The organism is Vreelandella sp. 2A-K22, assembly GCF_054065485.1.
The window spans coordinates 40,708-61,807 of sequence record NZ_JBSUGC010000020.1 but is presented as its reverse complement, the minus strand read 5'-3'; the positions used below and the strand labels follow the sequence as shown (position 1 = coordinate 61,807).

21 protein-coding genes are annotated in these 21,100 nt (G+C 56.3%); 10 read left to right on the top strand and 11 right to left on the bottom strand.

Features of this window, described 5'->3' with window-relative positions:
* The first annotated feature begins 96 nt into the window (after positions 1-96).
* From ACW17M_RS22200 to ACW17M_RS22165, 8 genes are all read left to right on the top strand, one after another.
* Positions 97-1,785, top strand: a complete 1,689-nt coding sequence (locus ACW17M_RS22200) for a benzoate-CoA ligase family protein (RefSeq protein ID WP_457548104.1) — start codon at positions 97-99, stop codon at positions 1,783-1,785.
* Positions 1,786-1,825: 40 nt separating this feature from the next.
* On the top strand, positions 1,826-2,971 hold the full coding sequence (locus ACW17M_RS22195) for an ABC transporter substrate-binding protein (RefSeq protein WP_457548103.1): 1,146 nt from the start codon (positions 1,826-1,828) through the stop codon (positions 2,969-2,971).
* A 63-nt stretch (positions 2,972-3,034) separates the two neighbouring features.
* Positions 3,035-3,955, top strand: a complete 921-nt coding sequence (locus ACW17M_RS22190) for a branched-chain amino acid ABC transporter permease (RefSeq protein ID WP_009288482.1) — start codon at positions 3,035-3,037, stop codon at positions 3,953-3,955.
* Positions 3,948-5,003: a branched-chain amino acid ABC transporter permease gene (locus tag ACW17M_RS22185; RefSeq protein ID WP_022519699.1), complete on the top strand. Its 1,056-nt coding sequence runs from the start codon at positions 3,948-3,950 to the stop codon at positions 5,001-5,003. Before ACW17M_RS22190 ends, ACW17M_RS22185 begins: the two co-directional genes overlap by 8 nt.
* A complete protein-coding gene (locus tag ACW17M_RS22180) occupies positions 4,996-5,748 on the top strand; it encodes an ABC transporter ATP-binding protein (RefSeq protein ID WP_022519700.1) in 753 nt (250 codons plus the stop codon). Before ACW17M_RS22185 ends, ACW17M_RS22180 begins: the two co-directional genes overlap by 8 nt.
* A complete protein-coding gene (locus tag ACW17M_RS22175) occupies positions 5,741-6,421 on the top strand; it encodes an ABC transporter ATP-binding protein (RefSeq protein ID WP_035538356.1) in 681 nt (226 codons plus the stop codon). The genes ACW17M_RS22180 and ACW17M_RS22175 overlap by 8 nt, the downstream gene beginning before the upstream one ends.
* A 13-nt stretch (positions 6,422-6,434) precedes the next feature.
* Positions 6,435-6,842 carry an acyl-CoA thioesterase gene (locus tag ACW17M_RS22170; RefSeq protein ID WP_022519702.1) on the top strand — a complete coding sequence of 136 codons (408 nt, stop codon included), beginning with the start codon at positions 6,435-6,437 and terminating at the stop codon, positions 6,840-6,842.
* An 11-nt stretch (positions 6,843-6,853) separates the two neighbouring features.
* On the top strand, positions 6,854-7,267 hold the full coding sequence (locus ACW17M_RS22165; protein WP_161463852.1) for a Rid family hydrolase: 414 nt from the start codon (positions 6,854-6,856) through the stop codon (positions 7,265-7,267).
* 171 nt (positions 7,268-7,438) lie between these two features.
* Here ACW17M_RS22165 and ACW17M_RS22160 read toward each other — a convergent pair whose 3' ends face one another.
* From ACW17M_RS22160 to ACW17M_RS22140, 5 genes are all read right to left on the bottom strand, one after another.
* Positions 7,439-8,314 carry an alpha/beta hydrolase gene (locus ACW17M_RS22160; RefSeq protein WP_457548102.1) on the bottom strand — a complete coding sequence of 292 codons (876 nt, stop codon included), beginning with the start codon at positions 8,312-8,314 and terminating at the stop codon, positions 7,439-7,441.
* A 27-nt stretch (positions 8,315-8,341) separates the two neighbouring features.
* Positions 8,342-8,842 carry a disulfide bond formation protein B gene (locus tag ACW17M_RS22155; RefSeq protein WP_009288479.1) on the bottom strand — a complete coding sequence of 167 codons (501 nt, stop codon included), beginning with the start codon at positions 8,840-8,842 and terminating at the stop codon, positions 8,342-8,344.
* Positions 8,839-10,479, bottom strand: coding sequence for a glutamate--cysteine ligase (gene gshA, locus ACW17M_RS22150; protein ID WP_027958822.1), 1,641 nt, complete (start codon positions 10,477-10,479; stop codon positions 8,839-8,841). The genes ACW17M_RS22155 and gshA overlap by 4 nt, the downstream gene beginning before the upstream one ends.
* Positions 10,480-10,627: 148 nt before the next feature.
* Positions 10,628-12,997 (bottom strand): Tex family protein, encoded by a 2,370-nt coding sequence (locus ACW17M_RS22145; protein WP_400674941.1) that lies wholly within the window; start codon positions 12,995-12,997, stop codon positions 10,628-10,630.
* Between the two features lie 80 nt (positions 12,998-13,077).
* A complete protein-coding gene (locus ACW17M_RS22140; protein ID WP_027958820.1) occupies positions 13,078-13,305 on the bottom strand; it encodes a DUF1127 domain-containing protein in 228 nt (75 codons plus the stop codon).
* A 121-nt stretch (positions 13,306-13,426) separates the two neighbouring features.
* Here ACW17M_RS22140 and ACW17M_RS22135 point away from each other — a divergent pair, with 121 nt between their 5' ends.
* A complete protein-coding gene (locus ACW17M_RS22135; protein WP_457548101.1) occupies positions 13,427-14,287 on the top strand; it encodes a LysR substrate-binding domain-containing protein in 861 nt (286 codons plus the stop codon).
* Between the two features lie 241 nt (positions 14,288-14,528).
* Here ACW17M_RS22135 and ACW17M_RS22130 read toward each other — a convergent pair whose 3' ends face one another.
* The 6 genes from ACW17M_RS22130 to yrfG form a co-directional block, all read right to left on the bottom strand.
* Positions 14,529-15,716 carry an alpha-hydroxy acid oxidase gene (locus ACW17M_RS22130; RefSeq protein WP_278371396.1) on the bottom strand — a complete coding sequence of 396 codons (1,188 nt, stop codon included), beginning with the start codon at positions 15,714-15,716 and terminating at the stop codon, positions 14,529-14,531.
* A gap of 44 nt (positions 15,717-15,760) precedes the next feature.
* Complete coding sequence (gene msrB, locus ACW17M_RS22125) at positions 15,761-16,267, bottom strand: peptide-methionine (R)-S-oxide reductase MsrB (protein ID WP_161463343.1); 507 nt, start codon at positions 16,265-16,267, stop codon at positions 15,761-15,763.
* A 224-nt stretch (positions 16,268-16,491) separates the two neighbouring features.
* Positions 16,492-18,048 carry a phosphoenolpyruvate carboxykinase gene (locus ACW17M_RS22120; protein ID WP_457548100.1) on the bottom strand — a complete coding sequence of 519 codons (1,557 nt, stop codon included), beginning with the start codon at positions 18,046-18,048 and terminating at the stop codon, positions 16,492-16,494.
* A 301-nt stretch (positions 18,049-18,349) separates the two neighbouring features.
* Positions 18,350-19,225, bottom strand: coding sequence for an Hsp33 family molecular chaperone HslO (gene hslO, locus ACW17M_RS22115; RefSeq protein ID WP_022519713.1), 876 nt, complete (start codon positions 19,223-19,225; stop codon positions 18,350-18,352).
* Between the two features lie 67 nt (positions 19,226-19,292).
* Positions 19,293-19,682 carry an RNA-binding S4 domain-containing protein gene (locus tag ACW17M_RS22110; protein ID WP_457548099.1) on the bottom strand — a complete coding sequence of 130 codons (390 nt, stop codon included), beginning with the start codon at positions 19,680-19,682 and terminating at the stop codon, positions 19,293-19,295.
* Positions 19,679-20,371: a GMP/IMP nucleotidase gene (gene yrfG, locus ACW17M_RS22105; RefSeq protein WP_027958816.1), complete on the bottom strand. Its 693-nt coding sequence runs from the start codon at positions 20,369-20,371 to the stop codon at positions 19,679-19,681. Before yrfG ends, ACW17M_RS22110 begins: the two co-directional genes overlap by 4 nt.
* Before the next feature lie 77 nt (positions 20,372-20,448).
* Between yrfG and nudE the strand changes: the two genes are divergently transcribed.
* A complete protein-coding gene (nudE, locus tag ACW17M_RS22100; protein WP_022519716.1) occupies positions 20,449-21,090 on the top strand; it encodes an ADP compounds hydrolase NudE in 642 nt (213 codons plus the stop codon).
* Positions 21,091-21,100: the final 10 nt, after the last annotated feature.

The following is a 21,100-nucleotide window of genomic DNA, read 5'->3' as shown; positions in this document are numbered from 1 at the left end:
AACAATAAAACACCACGCCAGACACCGTATCCCTGCCCGCGCTTCCTTTGAGCCGTGGGCAGGAATAAACAACGACACCAAATACGGAGGTTGGTCATGTACATCCAGTCGGCTCATGCTGATACTTTTGCGCGGGATAACCTGCCACCCACTGATTGCCAGCCTGAGTTCCTGCTCGCGGGCTACAATTATCCCCAACGACTTAACGCGGGCGTTGAGCTCTGCGATCGGCTGCTCGACCAGGGTCACGGTGAACGAATTGCCTTAGCGGGCAACGGCCGCCGCCGCACCTATCAAGAGCTCACCGAGTGGACCAACCGCCTTGCCCACGTGCTGGTCGAAGACCTGGGCGTGGTTCCCGGTCAACGGTTATTGATCCGCTCTGCCAACAACCCGGCCATGGTGGCCTGCTGGCTGGCCGCCACCAAGGCGGGCGCCGTGGTGGTCAACACCATGCCAATGCTGCGCACCAAAGAGCTATGCCAGGTAATCGATAAAGCAGAAATCAGCCTCGCCCTGTGCGACACCCGTCTGCTCGATGAACTGGTTGAGTGCCAACAACACAGCCCGGTACTCAAACGTGTCGTTGGCTTTGATGGCACGGCTAACCATGACGCAGAGCTTGACCGTTTAGCGCTGGGCAAACCCGCCACCTTTGAAGCGGTGAATACCGCCGCCGACGATGTGGCGCTGCTGGGGTTTACCTCTGGCACTACCGGCTCACCCAAAGCCACTATGCACTTTCACCGCGACCTGCTGGTCATTGCCGACGGCTACGCCAAGGAAGTCTTGCAGGTAACGCCGGAGGACGTGTTCGTCGGTTCGCCGCCGCTGGCATTTACCTTTGGCCTGGGCGGGCTGGCCATTTTCCCGCTGCGCTTCGGCGCCACCGCCGTACTACTCGAACACGCCTCCCCGCCCAATATGATGGACATTATCCGCGAGTATCAGGCCACGGTGGTCTTCACTGCGCCGACCGCCTACCGGGCGATGCTCTCAGCACCTACTCGCCATGAGGATTTGAGCAGCCTGCGCGTGGCGGTTTCCGCTGGCGAAACCCTGCCCGCACCGATTTATCATGACTGGATCAAGCAAACCGGCACACCGATTCTCGACGGCATCGGCGCAACTGAAATGCTGCATATCTTTATCTCCAATCATCTGGATGACCATCGCCCCAGTTGTACCGGTAAACCGGTGACCGGTTACGAGGCACGAATCGTTGATGACGAGATGAATGATGTCCCTCGCGGCACGGTCGGCAAACTGGCTGTGCGTGGCCCTACTGGCTGCCGCTACCTGGCCGACAAGCGCCAGCAAAAGTATGTAAAGGCGGGCTGGAATATCACCGGTGATGCGTTTTACCAGGACGAGGAGGGTTACTTCCACTTCGCCGCTCGCAACGACGACATGATTGTCTCGGCGGGCTATAACATCGCAGGCCCCGAGGTGGAAGCAGCGCTGCTGGCCCACCCCGCCGTTAAAGAGTGCGCGGTGATCGGAGCGCCAAGCCAAGAGCGCGGCCAAATTGTCGAGGCTTTTGTTGTTCTAAACGATGGTTTTCAGCAAGATGAAGAATGTCAGCAAATGTTGCAGGACTTCGTGAAGCAGACCATCGCGCCGTATAAGTACCCTCGCTCCATACGATTTATCGAGGCACTACCTAAAACATCCACGGGTAAGGTTCAGCGCTTTCGGCTGAGCCAGGAACATTACCCGAGTGCTGGCTCTCCTGGCATCAATGTGAATAGCACTAACATCAATAGCACCAACACCAACGCATGACCCTCTAAGTAATAAACGATTAAAAAATGAGGAATGATCCATGAAAATGATATCCCGCTTTGGCCTTGGCTTACTGCTCTCCTCCAGCCTGGTAACCACTGCTCACGCCGATGACGTCAAGATCGGCATGATCACCACCCTCTCAGGCGGCGGTTCGCACCTGGGCGTGGACGTTCGCGATGGCTTCATGCTGGCGCTTGAGCAGTCGGGCCGCGACGACGTGGAAGTGCTGATTCAGGATGATGCGAGACGCCCCGACCTGGCGCGTACGCTGGCCAATGAGTTTATGCAGCGTGATGAGGTCGATATTCTTACCGGCATTATCTGGTCAAACTTGGCAATGGCGGTCGTTCCTTCGGTGGTACGCCAGGGCACCTTTTACCTGTCACCTAATGCCGGGCCCTCCGATTTGGCAGGGCGCATGTGCCACGAGAACTACTTCAACGTGGCGTATCAGAACGACAACCTGCACGGCGCCATGGGCGCGTACATGCGCGAAGAGGGGTATGAGCGCCCGATCATCATGGCGCCCAACTACCCTGCTGGCACCGATGCGCTAGCGGGCTTTAAACATCTTTATGAAGGCGAGGTCGTCGGCGAACTTTACACCCAAATGGGCCAGACCGACTACGCGGCTGAAATTGCCCAGATTCGCGATAGCGATGCCGACAGCTTGTTCTTCTTCTTACCCGGCGGTATGGGCATCTCGTTTATGAAGCAGTGGGAAAGCTCCGGCGTCGATATGCCGATCTTTGGCGCCGCCTTCTCGTTTGATGAAATCTTAATCAAAGCGGTAGGCAGTGCGGCGATTGGCGCACGCAACACCTCGCTATGGGCATATGACCTGGAAAACGAGGCCAACGATCGCTTTGTTGAGGGCTTCCGAGAAGCCTATGACCGCACGCCAACGTTGTACGCGGCACAAGGTTACGACACCGCCAACCTGATTCTTAGCGCGCTTGAAACTGCCAACCCCGATGACAAAGACGCCTTCCGCGAGGCACTTCGTGCCGCTGACTTTGACAGCGTACGCGGTGAGTTCCGCTTCGGCCCGAACCAGCACCCAATCCAGGATATTTACGTGCGCGAAGTGGTGGAGGGTGACGATGGCGAGCCCACCAATCGCCTGATCGGTGTCGCCATCGAAGATATCCAAGACGTCTATTACGAGCAGTGCCAGATGTAAGCTCGCCTCGGCTGGGTGTAGCCACCCAGCCATTTCTCTTCACCTTCGTTAAGGTTAACTAACGTGTCCGTTACTCTGCTGATAGAGCAATTACTGAACGGCGTGCAGCTCGGCACGATGCTGTTTTTGATGGCCAGCGGCCTCACCTTGGTGTTTGGGGTGATGGGGCTGATCAATCTTGCCCACGGCTCTTTTTATATGGTGGGCGCCTACGCTACGGCAGCGGTGACTGCCTCAACGGGCTCTTTTCTGATTGGACTGGCTGCTGGGATGACTGCGGCCGCCCTGGTAGGTGCACTGGTAGAACTGTTGGTGATACGCCGACTTTACCACCGTCCTCATCTTGATCAGGTATTGGCAACCTTTGCGCTAATACTGATTTTTTCGGAGGGCACACGCTGGATCTTTGGCTCTTCACCGTTATGGTTGAGTCCTCCTTCTTGGCTGACGGGTTTTGTCACCCTGCCAGGTGATACCCGCTACCCCATCTATCGGCTGATGCTGATTGGGGTGGGTATCGCTATTTCGATTGCCCTTTACTTGCTTATCTCGCGAACTCGACTCGGTATGCGCATTCGGGCAGGTGAAAGCGATCGCGAAATGATTGGTGCGCTGGGGGTCAATATTTCAAAACTCTATACCTTGGTGTTTGCCTTAGGGGCGGCGTTAGCGGGTTTAGCCGGCGCTTTAGTAGGCGCATTGCAATCTGTACAGGTGGGTATGGGCGAGCCGGTGCTGATTTTAGCGTTTGTCGTAATCGTCATTGGCGGTATCGGCTCAATTAAAGGCGCGCTACTCGGTGCCCTGCTGGTGGGTATTGTCGACACCTTGGGTCGGGTCTATCTGCCCATCTTCTTTCAAGCGTTTATGCCGCCGTCTGAGGCGACCGGCGTCGGTTCGGCGTTGGCCGCGATGCTGATCTATATCCTCATGGCCGTCATTCTCGCGTTCAAGCCTAAGGGACTGTTCTCTGCCCATGACTAATACCACTTCCTTGTCCAAGAACGCTGCGCTAGCGCCCGAAGCGGATAGACCTTTTGACCGCAAAGGGCTGGTTCAGATGGCCCTGCTCGGGCTACTGCTGTTACTGCCTGTAGCAGCCTATTTCTTGGGCCATATTTATTATGTCAATCTGGCCTCGCGTATCACCATTATTGCCATGGCGGCCGTTGGCCTTAACCTGGCCATTGGCTATGGGGGCATGGTGAGCTTTGGCCACGCGGCCTATTTCGGCTTAGGTGGCTATGTGGCAGGCATCAGTGCTTATCACGCTTTTGATATGACCCCATTTATGACGTGGCCTTTCAGCGTGCCGGGCAGCGACAATTTACTGGTGATATGGCTCGCCGCTATGTTGCTGTGCGGGCTGCTAGCGCTGGTCATCGGCGCTATCTCACTGCGTACCACGGGGGTCTATTTCATTATGATCACCCTCGCCTTTGCGCAGATGATTTACTACTTTGCCAACTCCTGGCCGACCTATGGCGGCGAAGATGGTCTGCCTATTTATATTCGCAACACCCTGCCCCTGTTCAATAACAACATGCTCGATAGCAGCGATGCACTCACCTATTTCCTGATCTGCTTCACCGGGCTTGTGTTAGCGATGGCAATTACCTCACGAATGATGAAATCGCGCTTTGGTGCGGCCTTGACCATGGCACGGCTTAACGATGTACGCCTTGCCACTGCCGGGATCAGCCCCTACCCCATTCGCTTGGTGGCGTTTGTGATTTCTGCCGCGATTACCGGGCTTGCTGGTGCGCTCTATGCGGATCTAAATGGCTTTGTTAGCCCGACAATGCTGAGTTGGCACTTCTCCGGCGAACTGATGGTCATCGTCATTTTAGGCGGCGTGGGGCGTCTTTACGGCCCGTTAGCCGGTGCGGTGCTGTTTGTGATGATGGAAACCTTTCTGGGGGGAGTCACCCAATATTGGCAGCTTTTCCTCGGGTTAGTACTGCTTGGGGTGGTGCTATTTGCCAAACATGGTGTGATGGGTTGGCTGGCCGGGAGGGAACGCAATGAGTGATGTGGTTCTTTCACTACAAAACCTGCATAAGCGCTTTGGCGCACTACAGGCGACCAGCGATGTTTCGTTGGATCTTAGACCCGGGGAGATTCACGCCTTGATTGGCCCCAACGGCGCGGGGAAATCGACCCTGATTGGCCAAATCGCGGGGAATATACGCCCTGATGAAGGGAGTGTTTACTTAGCAGGCTGTGAGATCACGAGCATGAGTATCGCTCAGCGGGCGCGCCTGGGCCTGGGGCGTAGCTTTCAGGTCTCCTCGCTGGCGGAGCCGCTATCGGTGATGCGCAATGTGATGATGGGAGTTCAAGCGCTGCAGAGTCACAGTTTTCGGTTCTGGAAGCCCGTTGCTCGCGATCGGCAACTGCTTGAACCAGCCTATGAAGCACTGGCGCGTATGCAGCTTAGTCACCGCGCCTGGACGCCGGTATTCGAACTTTCCCACGGGGAACGCCGCCAGGTTGAGGTGGCTTGCGCTCTGGCGCTCAAACCTCGCGCACTGCTGCTGGACGAACCCATGGCAGGCTTGGGTCCAGAAGGATCGGCAAAGCTGACCGAGCTGCTGGAGGCGCTTAAGCTGGAAGTGCCTATCCTGCTGATCGAGCACGATATGGAGGCGGTATTTCGTCTGGCTGATCGTATCTCTGTGTTGGTATCCGGGAGCGTTATCGCCCATGGGGATAGCCACACTATTAGGCAGGATCCCCGCGTCCGTGAAGCCTACCTGGGGGATTCTGATGCTTAAGGTTGCTGATATTGAAACGTTTTATGGGCCCTCTCAGGCGTTATTTGGCGTTAGCCTTGACGTTAACGCCGGTGAGATGGTCGCCCTAATGGGGCGCAACGGTATGGGTAAAACCACCACCATTCGCTCGATATTCGGTCTGACTCCGGCCAGCCGTGGCACGATTGAGTTTGAATCCCAGAACATACGCCGCTTACCCGCTTTTCGTATCGCTAAAGCGGGGCTTGGCTTGGTGCCGGAGGGGCGCCGCTGTTTCCCTAATTTGTCGGTGCGCGAAAACCTATTGGTGACCGCCCGCCCGGGCGAGTGGACACTGGAGAAAGTAGAAACGCTGTTTCCGCGCTTGGAGGAGCGCCGCGCGCAAATGGCCAAGACCCTCTCCGGCGGTGAGCAGCAGATGCTGGCTATTGGCCGGGCGCTGATGACCAATCCGCGTTTGCTGGTGCTAGATGAAGCCACTGAAGGATTGGCGCCGGTGATTCGTCAGGAGATCTGGCGGGCGATTCGGCTGCTCAAGGAGCAAGGTCAAGCCACGCTGCTGGTGGATAAGTCATTAAGCGAAATTCTACCCATTGCTGACCGCTGCACCATCCTGGAAAAAGGCTGCACCGTGTGGGATGGCAAACCCGCAGCGCTGGACAGCACTGTGCGTGACCGTTATCTGGGCGTGTAGGGAGGAGAAAACAGTGGCGTTTACTACCCAGCGAAAAGTTCGTTTCCAGCACTGTGATCCGGCGGGTATCGTTTTTTACCCCCGCTATTTCGAGATGATTAACTCCGTGGTGGAGGATTGGTTTGAGGAGGTCGTTCAGCGTGACTTTAACCAACTGCATGTGGAGAGCGGCACCGGGGTTCCCACCGCCGCTATCGACACCCAGTTTCATGCGCCGAGCCGGTTAGGCGAACGACTCACCTTTGAATTAGCGGTTCAAGCCGTTGGGCGTAGCAGCCTTACCCTTCAGATTATCGCTTACTGCGGTGATCAGAAACGTCTAACCAGTCGTTCAACCCTTGTATATGTGGATCTAAATAGCGGTCAGCCAATGCCCTGGACAGAGGCTATGCGCCAGCACTTTACCGTCGAAAACCTATAAGGATAGCCATAATGAGTGACGCCAACTTTCATCAGCTTCTTCACCCTTCGCATTGGAAAGCAGCGGTGGGCTACGCTAACGGCGTGCTGGCTTCAGGCCAGAGTGTGTTTGTAGGTGGGCAGATTGGTTGGAATGCCGACCAGGTATTTGAAAGCGATGACTTTGTCGTTCAAGTGAATCAGGCGCTGCAGAATATCGTAGCGATCTTAAAAGAGGCGAACGCAGGCCCGGAGCATATCGTGCGGTTGACCTGGTATGTGACGGACAAGCAGGAGTATCTGGCGCGGCTTAAGGAGGTGGGCACCGCCTACCGTGAGGTGCTGGGTAAACATTTTCCGGCGATGACGATGGTTCAGGTGGCGGGGCTGGTTGAGGATCAGGCCAAGGTAGAAATCGAAGCGACGGCGGTGATTCCAGCTCATTAAAGATAATCAAAAGTGCCTCTAGTAGAGTACAAAGAGGTGCACCGGATCGAAACAACCTTCCGCGGGGGCGCTGTGAACCCATCCCTGGGCGCTACTTTCGCCATCCATGGCGAAAGACCCCCGCTTCAGGCTGATTTCGATCCTGTATTGAGAAGCTTCGTTAGTTTTTAATCATATCTTAACGCTAGCGTGAAACCCTTTAATCCACTCAACGAAGCAGCCATCGTTAAGATAGTTCTCAAGAATCGAGAAGTGGTCTACGTTGGGAAGTAGCTGCTGAGTCACTATTTGGCCTTGCTGGCTCAAGTGCTCAGCATAGCTGCTCATCTGGCGCTCGAACTCTTCTGACTCCAGGCCCCCTGCTACCAGCTTTATAGGCGCAGGTACTCGGCATGGCAGCCATATGGGGCTGAACTCCTGCACGTCGCGCCCGCTTAGCTGAAGCTTGGGCTGCAGCCACGACCAGGGAAAGGGTTGCAGGTCGTATAAACCGCTGATGCAGAGCGCGCCGCGAATCAGTTGGTTGGGTAAGCCAAAAGTGCCCTCCCAGTCCGTCGACATCAGCATCGCGCATAGATGCCCACCTGCCGAGTGCCCCGAAATACTCAGCTGCTCCGGATCAACGCCCAATTCAGCGGCATGGCGATAAACGTAGGCCACCGCTGCTTGGCTCTGCCGCACCAGCTCGCTAAAGCGTACCTGCGGGCAGAGAGCGTAGTTGACCACCGCGACGGTGATACCGGCTTTCACCAAGTCGTCAACGATAAAGCTAAATTCACGATGACTCAGCGATCGCCAGTAGCCGCCGTGGAAAAACACATGCACCGGCGCTTTTGGGCTATCGGTATCAGGTGCATCGGCATGAAAGATATCCATGCGTTCCGCAAGCGTTGGGCCATAAGGCAGATCGAGCGTTGTGCAGTGGTTAACTCTTGATGCTTCACTGCGCTCACGCCAATCCTTTACCAACACCGCCGGGTCACGACCCATCATCGGGTCGTAGGCGCGATCGATCTCTTCTTGAGTCGCAAAATGTTGATAAAGCATGTACGTCTCCTTATCGCTGACGCCCTACTAACCCCGACTTTTCATCAACAGCATACGCAGCGGTGCGATTGCCAGAATGGCAAATCCGATTAGCGTCCAGGCGGGCAGTGATAGGCCGAGCAACGAGAAATCGATATTGGCGCACTCGCCAGAACCGGTTAACACCATGGCCACCACGTCCTGCAATGGCAGGATATCTATCATGTAGCCAAGCCCAGGACCGCAGGAAGGGACTTCATCGGCAGGCAAGCCCTGCAGCCAAACGTGACGCCCGGCGATAAAGGCACCTGTTCCAACAGCAGCCAGCGACAGCAGCCCGTAAATCACTTTGCCCACACGCCCGGCGGGACTATGGATAGCAGCTATTGCGAATACGATACCCGCGGCGATCACCGCGACGCGCTGAAAGATACACAGCGGGCAAGGTTCATATCCGCCGATGTGCTCAAGCCCCAGGGCTACCGCCATCATTAAAACGCAGAAGGCTAAACCAGCCAGGGCGGCCGAGCGAAAGGAGTGCAGAATCATTGTCTAACCTCAGATGGCAGCGCCGACATGGCGCGGGACTCACGAGCTTTAGTGAAATAGGCCTGCAAGAACTCTTCGAAGGTCTCTTTATCAGCGGCTTCAATATCGTGCTGCTGCTGGTGCGAGGTCTCAATCAGCTGAGCAAGCAGCGCTTCACGACTGCGCTGCATCGGCGCGGCTTTTAACTGCTCGGCCTGCTCTTTGGCCAGGCTAAGCATCAAATCGCTTAACGATCCGCCGTGCGCTTTTAACCGTTCCAGCACCTGGGCAGAAGGCGTTAGCGAAGGGTCTGCAAGACGTGGTGCAAGGCTTGCCAGCGCATCAGCATGCGGGCTCCCCTCCTCGACCGCATCCAGCAGGCGGGCAACTTCGCCCATCTCGGCGAAAATTTGTTCGCCCCACTCACGCACCGAGGTGGTTTCACCATGGTTGATTAGCATGAGTTCAGGGTCACGGCCGCGCTCCACCACCCAGCGGCGGTTGTCGTCCAAGCGGTCACACTCTTCGTCGGAGATCCACGGGCTGTCGCTGAGTAGGCACCACATCAAAAAGGTGTCCACAAAGCGCATCTGGTCTTCAGTAACGCCCAGGGGGTCGAAGGGGTTTAAATCCAAACAGCGTACTTCGATATACTCCACGCCGCGGGCTTCGAGGGCTTGGCTGGGCGTTTCGTTGTGTTTGGCAACCCGCTTGGGCCGAATGTCGCTGTAGTACTCGTTTTCGATCTGGAGAATATTAGCGTTCAACTGACGCCACTCACCATCCACGTTAACACCCATTTTTTCATAGTCGGGCCACGGCGAAGAGATGGCGTGCCGCAGGGTATTAACGTAGTTAGAGAGCGAGTTAAAACAGATTTTAAGCTGCGACTGTACTTTGTTTTGATACCCCAGATCGGACATCCGCAGAGTCGTCGCGTATGGGGCAAAGTAGGTGTCGTCGCTAAGCGACTGCAGTTTTTCGGGTACCTTACCTTCAGGCAAAAAACTTTTATCGATGGCCGGTGAAGCGCCAAACAGATAGAGCAACAACCAGCTATGGCGGCGGAAGTGACGGATCATGCCGAAATAGCGGGTGGAACGATAGTCGTTGAAGGGGATATTGGTGGCTTTTTCCAACTCGCGTAGGGCGTGCCACATATCATCAGGCAGCGATACGTTGTAATGAACGCCTGCAATCGCCTGCATGATGCGGCCGTAACGCATGTCCAACCCTTTGCGGTAAACATGCTTCATGGTGCCCACGTTGGAGCTGCCATAATCGGCAATCGGCACGCTGTCGTTGCCGGATAGCCTAGAGGGCATACTGCCGGGCCAGATCCATTCGTTTTGCAGGTGATGATAAGTAAAAGTATGCAGGTCAGATAGAAAGCACAGCGCTTCACCCGGCTGAGAGTAAACCGGCGTGATGTACTCTAACAGCGACTCTGAGTAGTCGGTGGTGATATGCGGGTGGGTTAATTTCGACCCCAGCGCGTGCGGGTGCGGCGTTTGCGCAATGTGGCCAGTAGCATCGACCCGCAGTCCCTCTTTTTCAAGCCCACGACGCAGGCGGCCCAACCGACCAAGGCGCGCACTGGGTATCAGGCGCTCGACTTGCGCGGTCAGCGCGGATGGCACAGTGAGTGGTTCAGGCAAGGTGAACACTCCTTGTCAGTAAAGCCCGCCTTGAGCGGGCCTTGGTGTAGTCAGGTGGCATCGCCATCATCGCTGATTCAAAAACAGAAAACAGGATATGGCGGCAACGATCGTTTTTTCAAGACACCTTCGCTTCCAGGACACGCGACTATTTGCCGCCACGCGCTTTCAATAGCGCAGCTCCAAGCGCACCCATGGGCTCTGGCGCTTCCGCTTTATTAGCGTTGTTACGCTGGTTTCGAGCCGGTTTACGAGCACCACTGTATTGCTCTTTAGGCGAGCCACTGTTCTTATTGGCACCGCTGTTAGCACCGTTTTCAGCCTCAGGCTGGTCATCCAAACGCATCGATAGACCTACCCGTTTGCGGGGGATATCAATGCTCATCACTTTAACGGTGACAATATCACCTGCTTTCACCACGCTGCGGGGGTCATCGATAAAGCGATCAGATAGCGCCGAGATATGTACCAGGCCGTCCTGATGGACACCGATATCCACAAAAGCGCCGAAGTGGGTCACATTGGTGACTGTGCCTTCGAGCACCATGGAAAGCTTGAGGTCATTAAGGGTTTCGACACCTTCGCGGAATTCGGCCGCTTTAAACTCAGGACGAGGGTCGCGACCAGGTTTATCCAGTTCTTTGAGAATATCGCTGACGGTGGGCACGCCGAAACGCTCATCGGCAAAATCGGCGGGCTTTAAGGCTTTCAACGCGGCGCTGTCGCCAATCAAGCCGCGTACTTCACGCCCGCTCTGCTTGGCGATACGTTCCACCAGTGAGTAGGCTTCCGGGTGAACGGCGCTGGCATCCAAGGGGTTATCGGCATTGTGGATACGCAGGAAACCCGCGCACTGCTCGAAGGTTTTGGCACCGAGGCGGCTCACTTCTAACAGCTCTTTACGGTTTTTGAAGGCGCCTTTGACATTACGCTGAGCAACGATATTTTCGGCCAGCGCAGCGCTCAGACCGGCTACCCGTGAAAGCAGTGCGCTGGAAGCGGTATTGAGGTCGACGCCCACGGCGTTAACACAGTCCTCAATGACGACTTCCAGACTGCGCGACAGCTGCACCTGGGAGACATCGTGCTGGTATTGGCCTACGCCAATCGACTTGGGCTCAATTTTAACCAGTTCGGCCAGCGGATCCTGCAGGCGGCGACCAATAGAGACGGCACCGCGCACGGTGACATCGAGATCGGGCATTTCCCGCGAAGCGTATTCAGAGGCGGAGTAGACCGAGGCGCCCGCTTCAGAGACCATCACTTTGCTTAACCGATGCGCTGGTGCCAGCGCTTTTAGCAGCTCGCCCGCGAGCTTGTCAGTTTCACGGCTGGCGGTGCCATTGCCCACCGCAATCAGCTCGACGCCGTGCTGTTTCACCAGCTTAGCCAGCACGCTCAAGGCTTCATTCCACTGGTTTTGCGGCGCATGGGGATAGATAGTGGTGTGATCGACAAATTGCCCAGTGGCATCGATCACCGCGACCTTACAGCCGGTGCGCTGGCCGGGGTCGATAGCCAGCGTCACTTTTTGCCCCGCCGGCGCAGCCAGCAGCAGGTCTTTTAGGTTGGCCGCAAACACTTCAATGGCGGTAAGCTCAGCCTGTTCGCGCAGGCGGCCCAGCAGCTCGGTCTCCAGTGCTGTATAGAGCTTCACCCGCCAGGTCCAGCGCACCACTTCGGCTAACCACTTATCCGCCGGGCGGCCCTGGTCGCTGATGCCAAACTGCTTGGCAATCGCCAACTGGGCGGGGTGAATGGGGGCCTCGTCTTCGCCGGGCAGTCGAATCGACAGGCTCAACACGCCTTCGTTACGCGCCCGGAACATTGCCAAAGCGCGGTGTGATGGCGCTTTGGCGAGTTTCTCATCGTGCTCGAAATAGTCGGAGAACTTGGCGCCCTCCTGCTGCTTACCCTCCAGCACACGGGCGCTGAGCTGGCCCTCTTGCCACAGCCGTTCGCGCAGTTGGCCGATGAGCTCGGGATCCTCGGCGAAGCGCTCCATCAAGATCTGCTTGGCGCCATCCAGAGCGGCCTTGGCATCTTCGATGGCAGGAATATCGCCTTCTGCTGGGCGCAGATAGTTTTCCGCTTCGCTTTCCGGATTAAGCGTTGGATCGGCAAGCAGCGCATCCGCCAGCGGCTCAAGCCCTGCTTCGCGAGCGATTTGCGCTTTGGTGCGGCGTTTTTTCTTAAACGGCAGGTATAAATCTTCCAAGCGTTGCTTGGTCTCGGCAGCGTCGATGCTGGCTTTCAGCGTAGCATCGAGCTTGCCCTGCTCATCAATGGCGACAAGTACCGCGGCGCGGCGCTCTTCCAACTCACGCAGATAGCGAAGCCGTTCATCCAACTGGCGTAGCTGGATATCGTCCAGCGCGCCGGTGACTTCTTTACGGTAACGGGCAATGAAGGGCACGGTGGCGCCGCCATCCAACAGCTCCACCGTGGCGGACACTTGCTCGGGACGCACACCAAGCTCAGTGGCCAGGCGGGAAATAATACGCTGATTGACATCCATAAATTGCAACTAACTCATGCAGCATTTTTTAGTGCCAACAAGGTATCACAAACGCGCCACGGCTGGCATGACTTGCGGCTTCAGCGTCGCCACCCGTGGTCATCCCAGAACGGGCGGCGTGACTCGCGCTGTACGTCATCGCGGCTGATGCCAATATCTTTCAGCATGTCATCGCTCAAATGGCGCAAGGAATCCCGCTCGCGACGCAATTGGTACCAGCGATAAATTCTTTCCCGCCAGGTGATGCTGGGTTGCTTCTCAGCAGATTGGCACTGTTGGTTCTGCAAGCAGTGTAGCGAGCGCTCCATTTCAACCTCCCTTCGCCGCCAGCAGCGGCGTGGTGAATAAGTGTTGAAGGAAGTATTGAACAGCGCCTAAAATCAATCCAACGAATACTCCTTATGTTCAACATCAAAAAGATTGATAACCATGGCCACACTACCCACCATCGATCATGAGCTGCTGCGCACCTTTGTGGCCATTGTCGACCAGGGCGGCTTCACCCGCGCCGCTCAGACGGTAAACCGCACTCAATCAGCCGTCAGCATGCAAATCAAGCGGCTGGAAGAGGATGTTATTCAGCGCCCACTGTTTGTGCGCCAGAATCGCCAGCTGCTGTTAACCAGCGAAGGGCATACGCTGCTGGGTTATGCACGCAAAATTCTTTCATTGCAGGGAGAAGCGCTGACGCTGCTGCGCCAGCCGGATATGGTGGGCCGTGTGCGACTGGGGGTGCCGGATGACTATGTGATGCGTTTTCTGCCCGGCATTCTGAAAACCTTCTCCCAAGCCTGGCCGCTGGTAGATGTGGATGTGCACTGCGCCCCCTCGTCGGTACTCTCTCAGCAGCCACAAGGGAGCCTAGACCTGATTATTATGACGCGGGAGATAGGCGACGAAGTTAGCACCATTTTAAGGCGTGAGGCTACCGTGTGGGTCTCAGCTGAGAGCCATTGCACACATTTACAGACACCAGTACCCCTTGCCATGTTTGAGGCTCCCTGCTTTTGTCGGCGTCATGCCTGCAATGCACTGGATCGCGCAGGTCGGGCCTATCGAGTCGCTTACAGCAGCCCGAGTTTGGCGACGTTACAGGCGGTTGTGGGGGCGGGCTTGGCAGTGTCTGCCTGGATGCGCAGTTTAGTCACCGCCGACATGCAGATATTGGGTAAAAAAGAAGGGTTTCCCGAACTGCCGGAAGCGTCCATCGTTTTGCAGCACACCTCCGCCACTCAATCACCGATTATCGATAGCCTGGCCGAGCATATTGTTGAAGGGTTTAGGCTTTGATGAGACAGATGCACATCCCGTAGCGCGTGGTAACGAGAAAGCGAGTTCAGCGAGCGTTCGTAGGCACCCGCGGGAGGCGTCGGCACGACGCCCAGTGGCACTTCAGCCAAACTCCGGCACCGCTTCGCGCTGCTTCCGCGGGTGCGCCTTAGGCTTACCACGCGCTACTAAATCTCGCATGCACATGGATGTGGGGATTCCAAGGGGATGTGCACGTTATGCACATGGCCGAGGCACGTAATCACACTGTTGATAGGTAGAGGCAGGAGCGGTCTAGCTGTGAGAGACTGGTCAGCCCTAGCAAAGCCATATTGCGCTCAATTTCACGCTGTAAAAGATCGGCGACATGCTCTACCCCGGCCTGCCCCGCGCAGGCGGCGGCGTAGTTGAAGGGGCGCCCCACAAAGACAAAATCAGCCCCCAATGCCAGCGCCTTGATCACATCGGAGCCACGCCGGAAGCCACTATCGATCATAATGGGGATATCACTAACGCGACGCTTGATCTCGGGCAGCACCTGGAGCGGGGAAATGGTGCAATCCAACTGGCGTGCGCCATGGTTTGAAAGAATAATGCCATCAACCCCTGCCTGCTGAGCACGTACTGCGTCTTCCGGGTTTAATATCCCTTTGACGATCAAGGTGTCGGGCCACAGGCGCCGTACAAGATCGAGATAACCCCAGTCAAAATGGCGTCGCCCCGAAAAGTCCCGCGCTGCTTGGCGGGAGATAACGGGAGCGCCCCGCTCGGCATAGTTGTTTTCAAAATGCGGCATGCCGTGCTTCCACAAGGTGCGCAGGAAGGTATTGCATAGCCAACTAGGCCGTATCAGACCATCAAATGCTAGGCGAAGGGTTGGCTCGAGAGGGGATGAAAACCCCGAACGGCGGAAATTGTCGGGGTTGGGCGGCACCGGGTAATCAAGCGTTACCACCAGCTTCTTGAAGCCGGCTCGCTTGATCCGCTCGAGCAGAGCCTCAATACCTTCTGGGGTACCGGGCAGGTAGGCCTGAAACCAGTCGGCTCCCTCCACCTTAGCCACCTCCTCCATGGGCACAAGCGATGAACCACTCATAACCATGGGCAGGTTGCGCTTTGCTGCTGCCCGCGCCAGCACTAAGTCGCCCTGGTAAGTTGACAGCGCACTAATGCCCATGGGGGCGATACCGAACGGAACAGTGTAGCGTTTGCCATAAAGCTCGGTGTGCAGATCAATCTGCGAGACGTTGACAAACGCCTTGGGCAAAAAGCGGTAATCATCAAAAGCGGTGAGGTTGGCTCGCTGGGTTCGCCCATCCTCGGCCACATGGTCGATATAGCCAAAAATTGGCCTGGGCAACACTTTTCGGGCCAGCCGCTCAACATCATGCAGGTTATGGATGCTGGCGAGTTTCTTTCGAGTCCATCGTTGTTGGAGCCAACCTTTCACGCAACACTCCTAATGATTGTTCTATCCTCCCCCCGCTCGGCAGCCTAGCTCGATTCAGCAGGCACGAAGCGCAAGGCAACGCCATTGTTGCACCAGCGCAGGCCGGTGGGTTCGGGGCCATCTTCGAAGACGTGGCCCTGATGACCACCGCAGCGGGCGCAGTGGTATTCGGTACGGGGCCAAACCAGCTTGAAGTCCAGCTCGGTCAGCATATGCCCTTCCACGTGTTCGAAAAAGCTTGGCCAACCGGTACCGGAATCATATTTCATTTCACTGGTGAAGAGTAACAGATCGCAGCCAGCGCAGCGGTATTCACCATCCCCCCACTCCTTGTCCAACGGGCTTGAAAAGGCGGGCTCAGTGCCTGCCTTTCGGAGTACATCAAAGGCTTCATCGGAGAGTCGTTCACGCCATTCGGCTTCACTAAGCTCCAGTGGCTCCAGGCCTGGTGCAGCCTCCAGGTCAAGCCGTGGAAAGCCAAATGACAGTCCAGGTATCACCCCGACCGCGCCGGTTAGTCCGACCAGGCCTAAAAATTGACGTCTTTTCATGAGAATCACTCCCCAGAAATTGGCAAGGAAAATAATCGGCCAGCAAAAGAGCCAATAAAAATGGGACAGTGCCGTGGCGCTGTCCCATTCTGAGGTCGATCATTTCTGTGTAGTTTAGTCGCTATTGGGTGCGACTTACTTACACCGGCACGCTACTTTTTTCTGCTACTTTTTCTAGCGGCCTGACACGCTGGTCAACTGACGTCCAAGTCATCAACTGATGCTCAGGTCAGTTGGGGGCCTGCCTGGATAATGGCCTCATTGACGCCTTCAAATTTCTTGAAGTTATCGACGAATTTGGTCGCCAGGTCTTTGAGGTGGCGGTCGTAGGCGTCACGGTCTTGCCAGGTTTCACGCGGGTCGAGCAGGCTGGAATCAACGCCCGGCACGGCAAGCGGCACTTGCAGATTGAGCCCATCGATGTGCTTGGTCTCGATGTCGCGCAGCACTCCAGACTGAATCGCGCTGATGATGGCACGCGTGGTCGGAATGGAGAAGCGTGCGCCACCTTCGCCGTAAGCGCCGCCAGTCCAGCCGGTATTAACCAGATATACCTGGGCGTCTTTTTTCTCGACACGCTTGATCAGTAGATCAGCGTACTCACGGGCAGGACGCGGGAAGAACGGTGCGCCAAAGCAGGTAGAGAATGTGGCGGCCAAGCCTTCAGAGGAGCCCATTTCAGTGGAACCCACTTTAGCGGTGTAGCCAGACAGAAAGTGATACGCCGCGGCTTCTTTGGAAAGAATCGACACTGGGGGCAGCACGCCGGACATATCGCAGGTCAGGAACACGATGGCATTCGGCTCGCCAGCCAGGTTTTCCGCTACGCGCTTCTCAACGTGCTCTAACGGGTACGCGGCACGGGAGTTTTGGGTCAGGCTATCGTCGGCGTAATCAGGCTCACGACGGTCGTCCAGCACCACGTTTTCCAGTACGGTGCCAAACTTGATGGCGTTCCAGATGACCGGCTCGTTCTTCTCGGAAAGATCGATACACTTGGCGTAGCAGCCACCTTCCATATTGAAGACGACCCCATCCCCCCAAGCGTGTTCGTCATCGCCGATCAAGAAGCGCGCCTGATCCGCCGAGAGCGTGGTTTTACCGGTGCCAGACAGACCGAAGAAGAGACAGGTTTCGCCATCTTCACCCACGTTCGCCGAGCAGTGCATGGGCAGTACGTCGGCAGCTGGCAGCAGGAAGTTCTGCACCGAGAACATGGCTTTCTTCATTTCACCGGCGTAGCGCATACCCGCGATAAGCACTTTTTTCTCGGCGAAGTTGATGATCACGCAGCCGTCAGAGTTGGTGCCATCGCGAGTAGGGTCACACTCAAAGCCTGGGGCGTTAAGAATCGTCCACTCGTCTTTAACTGCTTGGTTGTAGGCCTGAGGGCGTACAAACATGGTGCGGCCAAACAGGTTTTGCCAAGCAGTTTCGGTGGTGACGCGCACCGGCAGATAGTGAGTGGAATCACTGCCCACGTGCAGCTCAGAGACAAAATGCTCTTGGCTGACCAGGTGGTCATTGACTCGCTCCCACAGGGCGTTGAACTTGCCGGCGTCGAAGGGCTGGTTAACGTTGCCCCAATCGATTTGGCTGCTAGTGGAGGGCTCATCAACGATATAGCGGTCTTTCGGTGAGCGACCGGTACGCAGGCCGGTCTTGACTACCAAGGCGCCGTTGGCTGAGAGGCGGCCTTCGCCACGTGCCACTGCGCGCTCGACTAGTTCGGCGCTGCTGAGATTAACGTGGGATTGGGGAGCGGCTTGAGTCGTGGTCATTTCGATTCCTGGGCTTCTCTCGGTTTACCGGGCGTCACCGACGCCTTGATGTTCATCCCAACCACTGTGAAACCGGCTGGGCGCGCTGAAGTTCGGCGCATTATGGCAAAAAGAAAGCCCCCAGGAAACGGGGGCGCAGATCAAATATCTTGTAGTTAAACTACTACAAAGGCACTACATTTTGTGTTGCAGCGCAGTAAAAATTCAAACATCCGTTTGCACGAAATACCAAATTCATTGAATCCATTGGCGCTCCTAGCACTGCTGGTAAACACCCTGATATACGCTTTCGACTACACACTTAGTGAATCGTGGGCGGTGGCGCGTCAGGGTCGTCCAACAAAGTTTCAATATCCGCTGCTGTGTAGTGATATTTCGTGTGGCAAAAGTGGCATTGGGTATCAATAGCCCCCTGCTCGTGCAAAATATCCCGCAGTTCCTCTTTACCCAGAGAGTGCAACGCGTAGCTCATACGCTCACGGGAGCAGGTGCAGCCAAAGCGCAGTGCTTTGGGTTCAAAAACACGCACGGTCTCTTCGTGATAGAGACGATGCAGCACCTCGCGCTGCTCAAGGCCGAGCAGTTCTTCCGTTTTGATCGTATCGGCTAGCTGTACGCTGCGATCCCAGGCATCGACATCCTGGTTTTGTGACTCTTCTGGTAGCCGCTGCAGCAGTAACCCGCCCGCACGCTTCTCATCGGCGGCCAGCCAGAGGCGGGTTGGCAACTGCTCAGATTGGCTGAAATAGGCTTCCAGGCAGCCGCCCAGGGTCTCTTGATCCAACGCCACAATACCTTGATAGCGGTGGCCCTCACGGGGATCAAGGGTAATCACGATCTGGCCTTCTCCCACCAGTTCGCGGAAGCTGGCGTGCTCGCTGGGCAGTGCGGCGTCTTCTGCTATGCGGGCAATCGCGCGCAGTTCACCACCGGGGTTGGACTCGGCCATTAACAGTGACAGAACGCCGCGTCCACGTACCTCGATACTCAACGTGCCATCCAACTTCACGGTATCGGTAAGCAACGCCACGGCGGCTAATAGCTCGCCCAGCAGCTCATTCACCGCCGGAGGGTAGGCATGACGATCCAGCACTTCGTGGTAGGCGGCCGCCAGGGTGACGATCTCGCCGCGGACATTGGTGTGATCGAACATAAAACGTTGAATTTGATCGGACATAATTTGGCAACCTAAGTATTTAAGTGCAGCAAGTATTTAAGGACGGCTAGCGTTTAACAGCGAGGATCTACTCGCCCTGATGGCGCTGGAAGCGCTGGATATCGCGGCGCTGCTTTTTGTCGGGGCGCTTGAGCGGATGCTGCATCGCTTCGTTAGTGAGGCGTCTTGCTTCGGCCTCTTTAGTACGACGCTGCACGCTCTCTTCGGTTTCCGCATAGAGCGTGCGCGCTTCTGGTGCCTCGCGGCGTTGATCCGAAAGCGATAAGACCTCTACCTCCAATATCTCCCAGCCTTGAGGCACGCGAATAAGCGCACCGACTTCCACCTGCTTGCTGGTTTTAGCGCGACCGCCGTCGTAATTCACTTTCCCGCCCTCGATAGCTTTTTTAGCCAGTGCGCGGGTCTTAAAAAAGCGGGCGGCCCACAGCCATTTATCCAAGCGTACGCTGTCACTCATTTAGGCACTCCTTGGGTTGCTGACACCTGTTCAGGAAGCTGTTCGGGTAGCAGGTGGGCAAAGCGATCGAGGGCAATAAATTCTTGCAGCTCTTTTTCAGGCCGCTGGCTGTCGGGCTGTTTAATGCCCAGTAAATGCTTAATGCCAAACTCACGAGCGCTCTCGAGTACACGGGCGTTGTCGTCGATAAACAGCGTACGCGTGGGATCAAAGGCTTCGATGTCTTGTAGTGCAAACCAAAACGCCTGCTCCTCTTTGGCGGCTCCTACGTCCTCGGAAGAGACGATCGCGTCCAGGTAACTTTCCAAACCGGTGAGCGGCAGCTTCAGGGCAAGACTCGCACGATCCGCGTTAGTGGCGAGCACGACCCTCGGGTGGGCCTGTTTGAGCCATTTGAGGAAATCCAGAGCATCGCTACGCAGGCCTATCAAGTGCTGGACTTCGCGCTTCAGAGCGACGATATCCACGCCCAGCTCGCGGCTCCAGTACGCCAGGCTGTACCAGTTTAAGGTGCCCTGCTCGCCGATAATACGCGCGCGCAGCGCCTCCTGGGAGGCTTCATCCAGTTGGTGCAGTTCGCGGTAGCGCCGCGGCAGGTGCTCGAGCCAAAAGTGGCTGTCGAAGTGTAAATCCAGCAGCGTGCCGTCCATATCCAAGAGGACGGTGTCTATCTCGCGCCAATCAATCATTGCCGCTCCAGTCACGTTAGGAGTAAGCGTGCTATTGTAGCTTAACCGCCTTTTACCAGCCATGGAGGCCCACTTTTATGTCTACGCCCCCCCCAACTCGCGACACCTTCAATCACCCTGAAGGTGCCAGTGCTAAGCGTTCGGGCTACCAGCAAAAGCCGCAAATTTTGGCTCGCAAGAGCGTGGCCCAGAGCCGTTTATTCCAGATTGAGTCGCTTGATTTGCGTTTTTCTAACGGAGAAGAGCGCCAATTTGAGCGCTTGACCGGCGCTGACCGCGGCGCAGTGATGATGGTGGCGATGCCCGACCCAGACCACGTGCTGCTGATACGTGAATACGCCGCTGGATTTGAAGATTATGTTCTCACCCTGCCAAAGGGATTAGTCGACCCTGGCGAAGATATCATTACCGCGGCTAACCGCGAGTTGATGGAGGAGTGTGGCGTTGGCGCTCACCGCATTGAACCGCTGGTCGAGCTTTCGCTGGCACCCAACTATATGCGCCACCGTATGCAGGTACTCCTCGCCACCGACCTGTACCCCAAGCGCCTGCCAGGGGATGAGCCAGAGCCATTGATTGTGGAAACCCACGCCATCGAGGAGCTACCCGCCCTACTACTGCGCGAGGATTTTCACGAAGCCCGCGCTATCGCCGCGCTCTATATCGCCCGGGATAGGTTGCGGGAAGAGAAACGCAATAGTGCGACGGATTTGCTTTGAAGTATCTAAG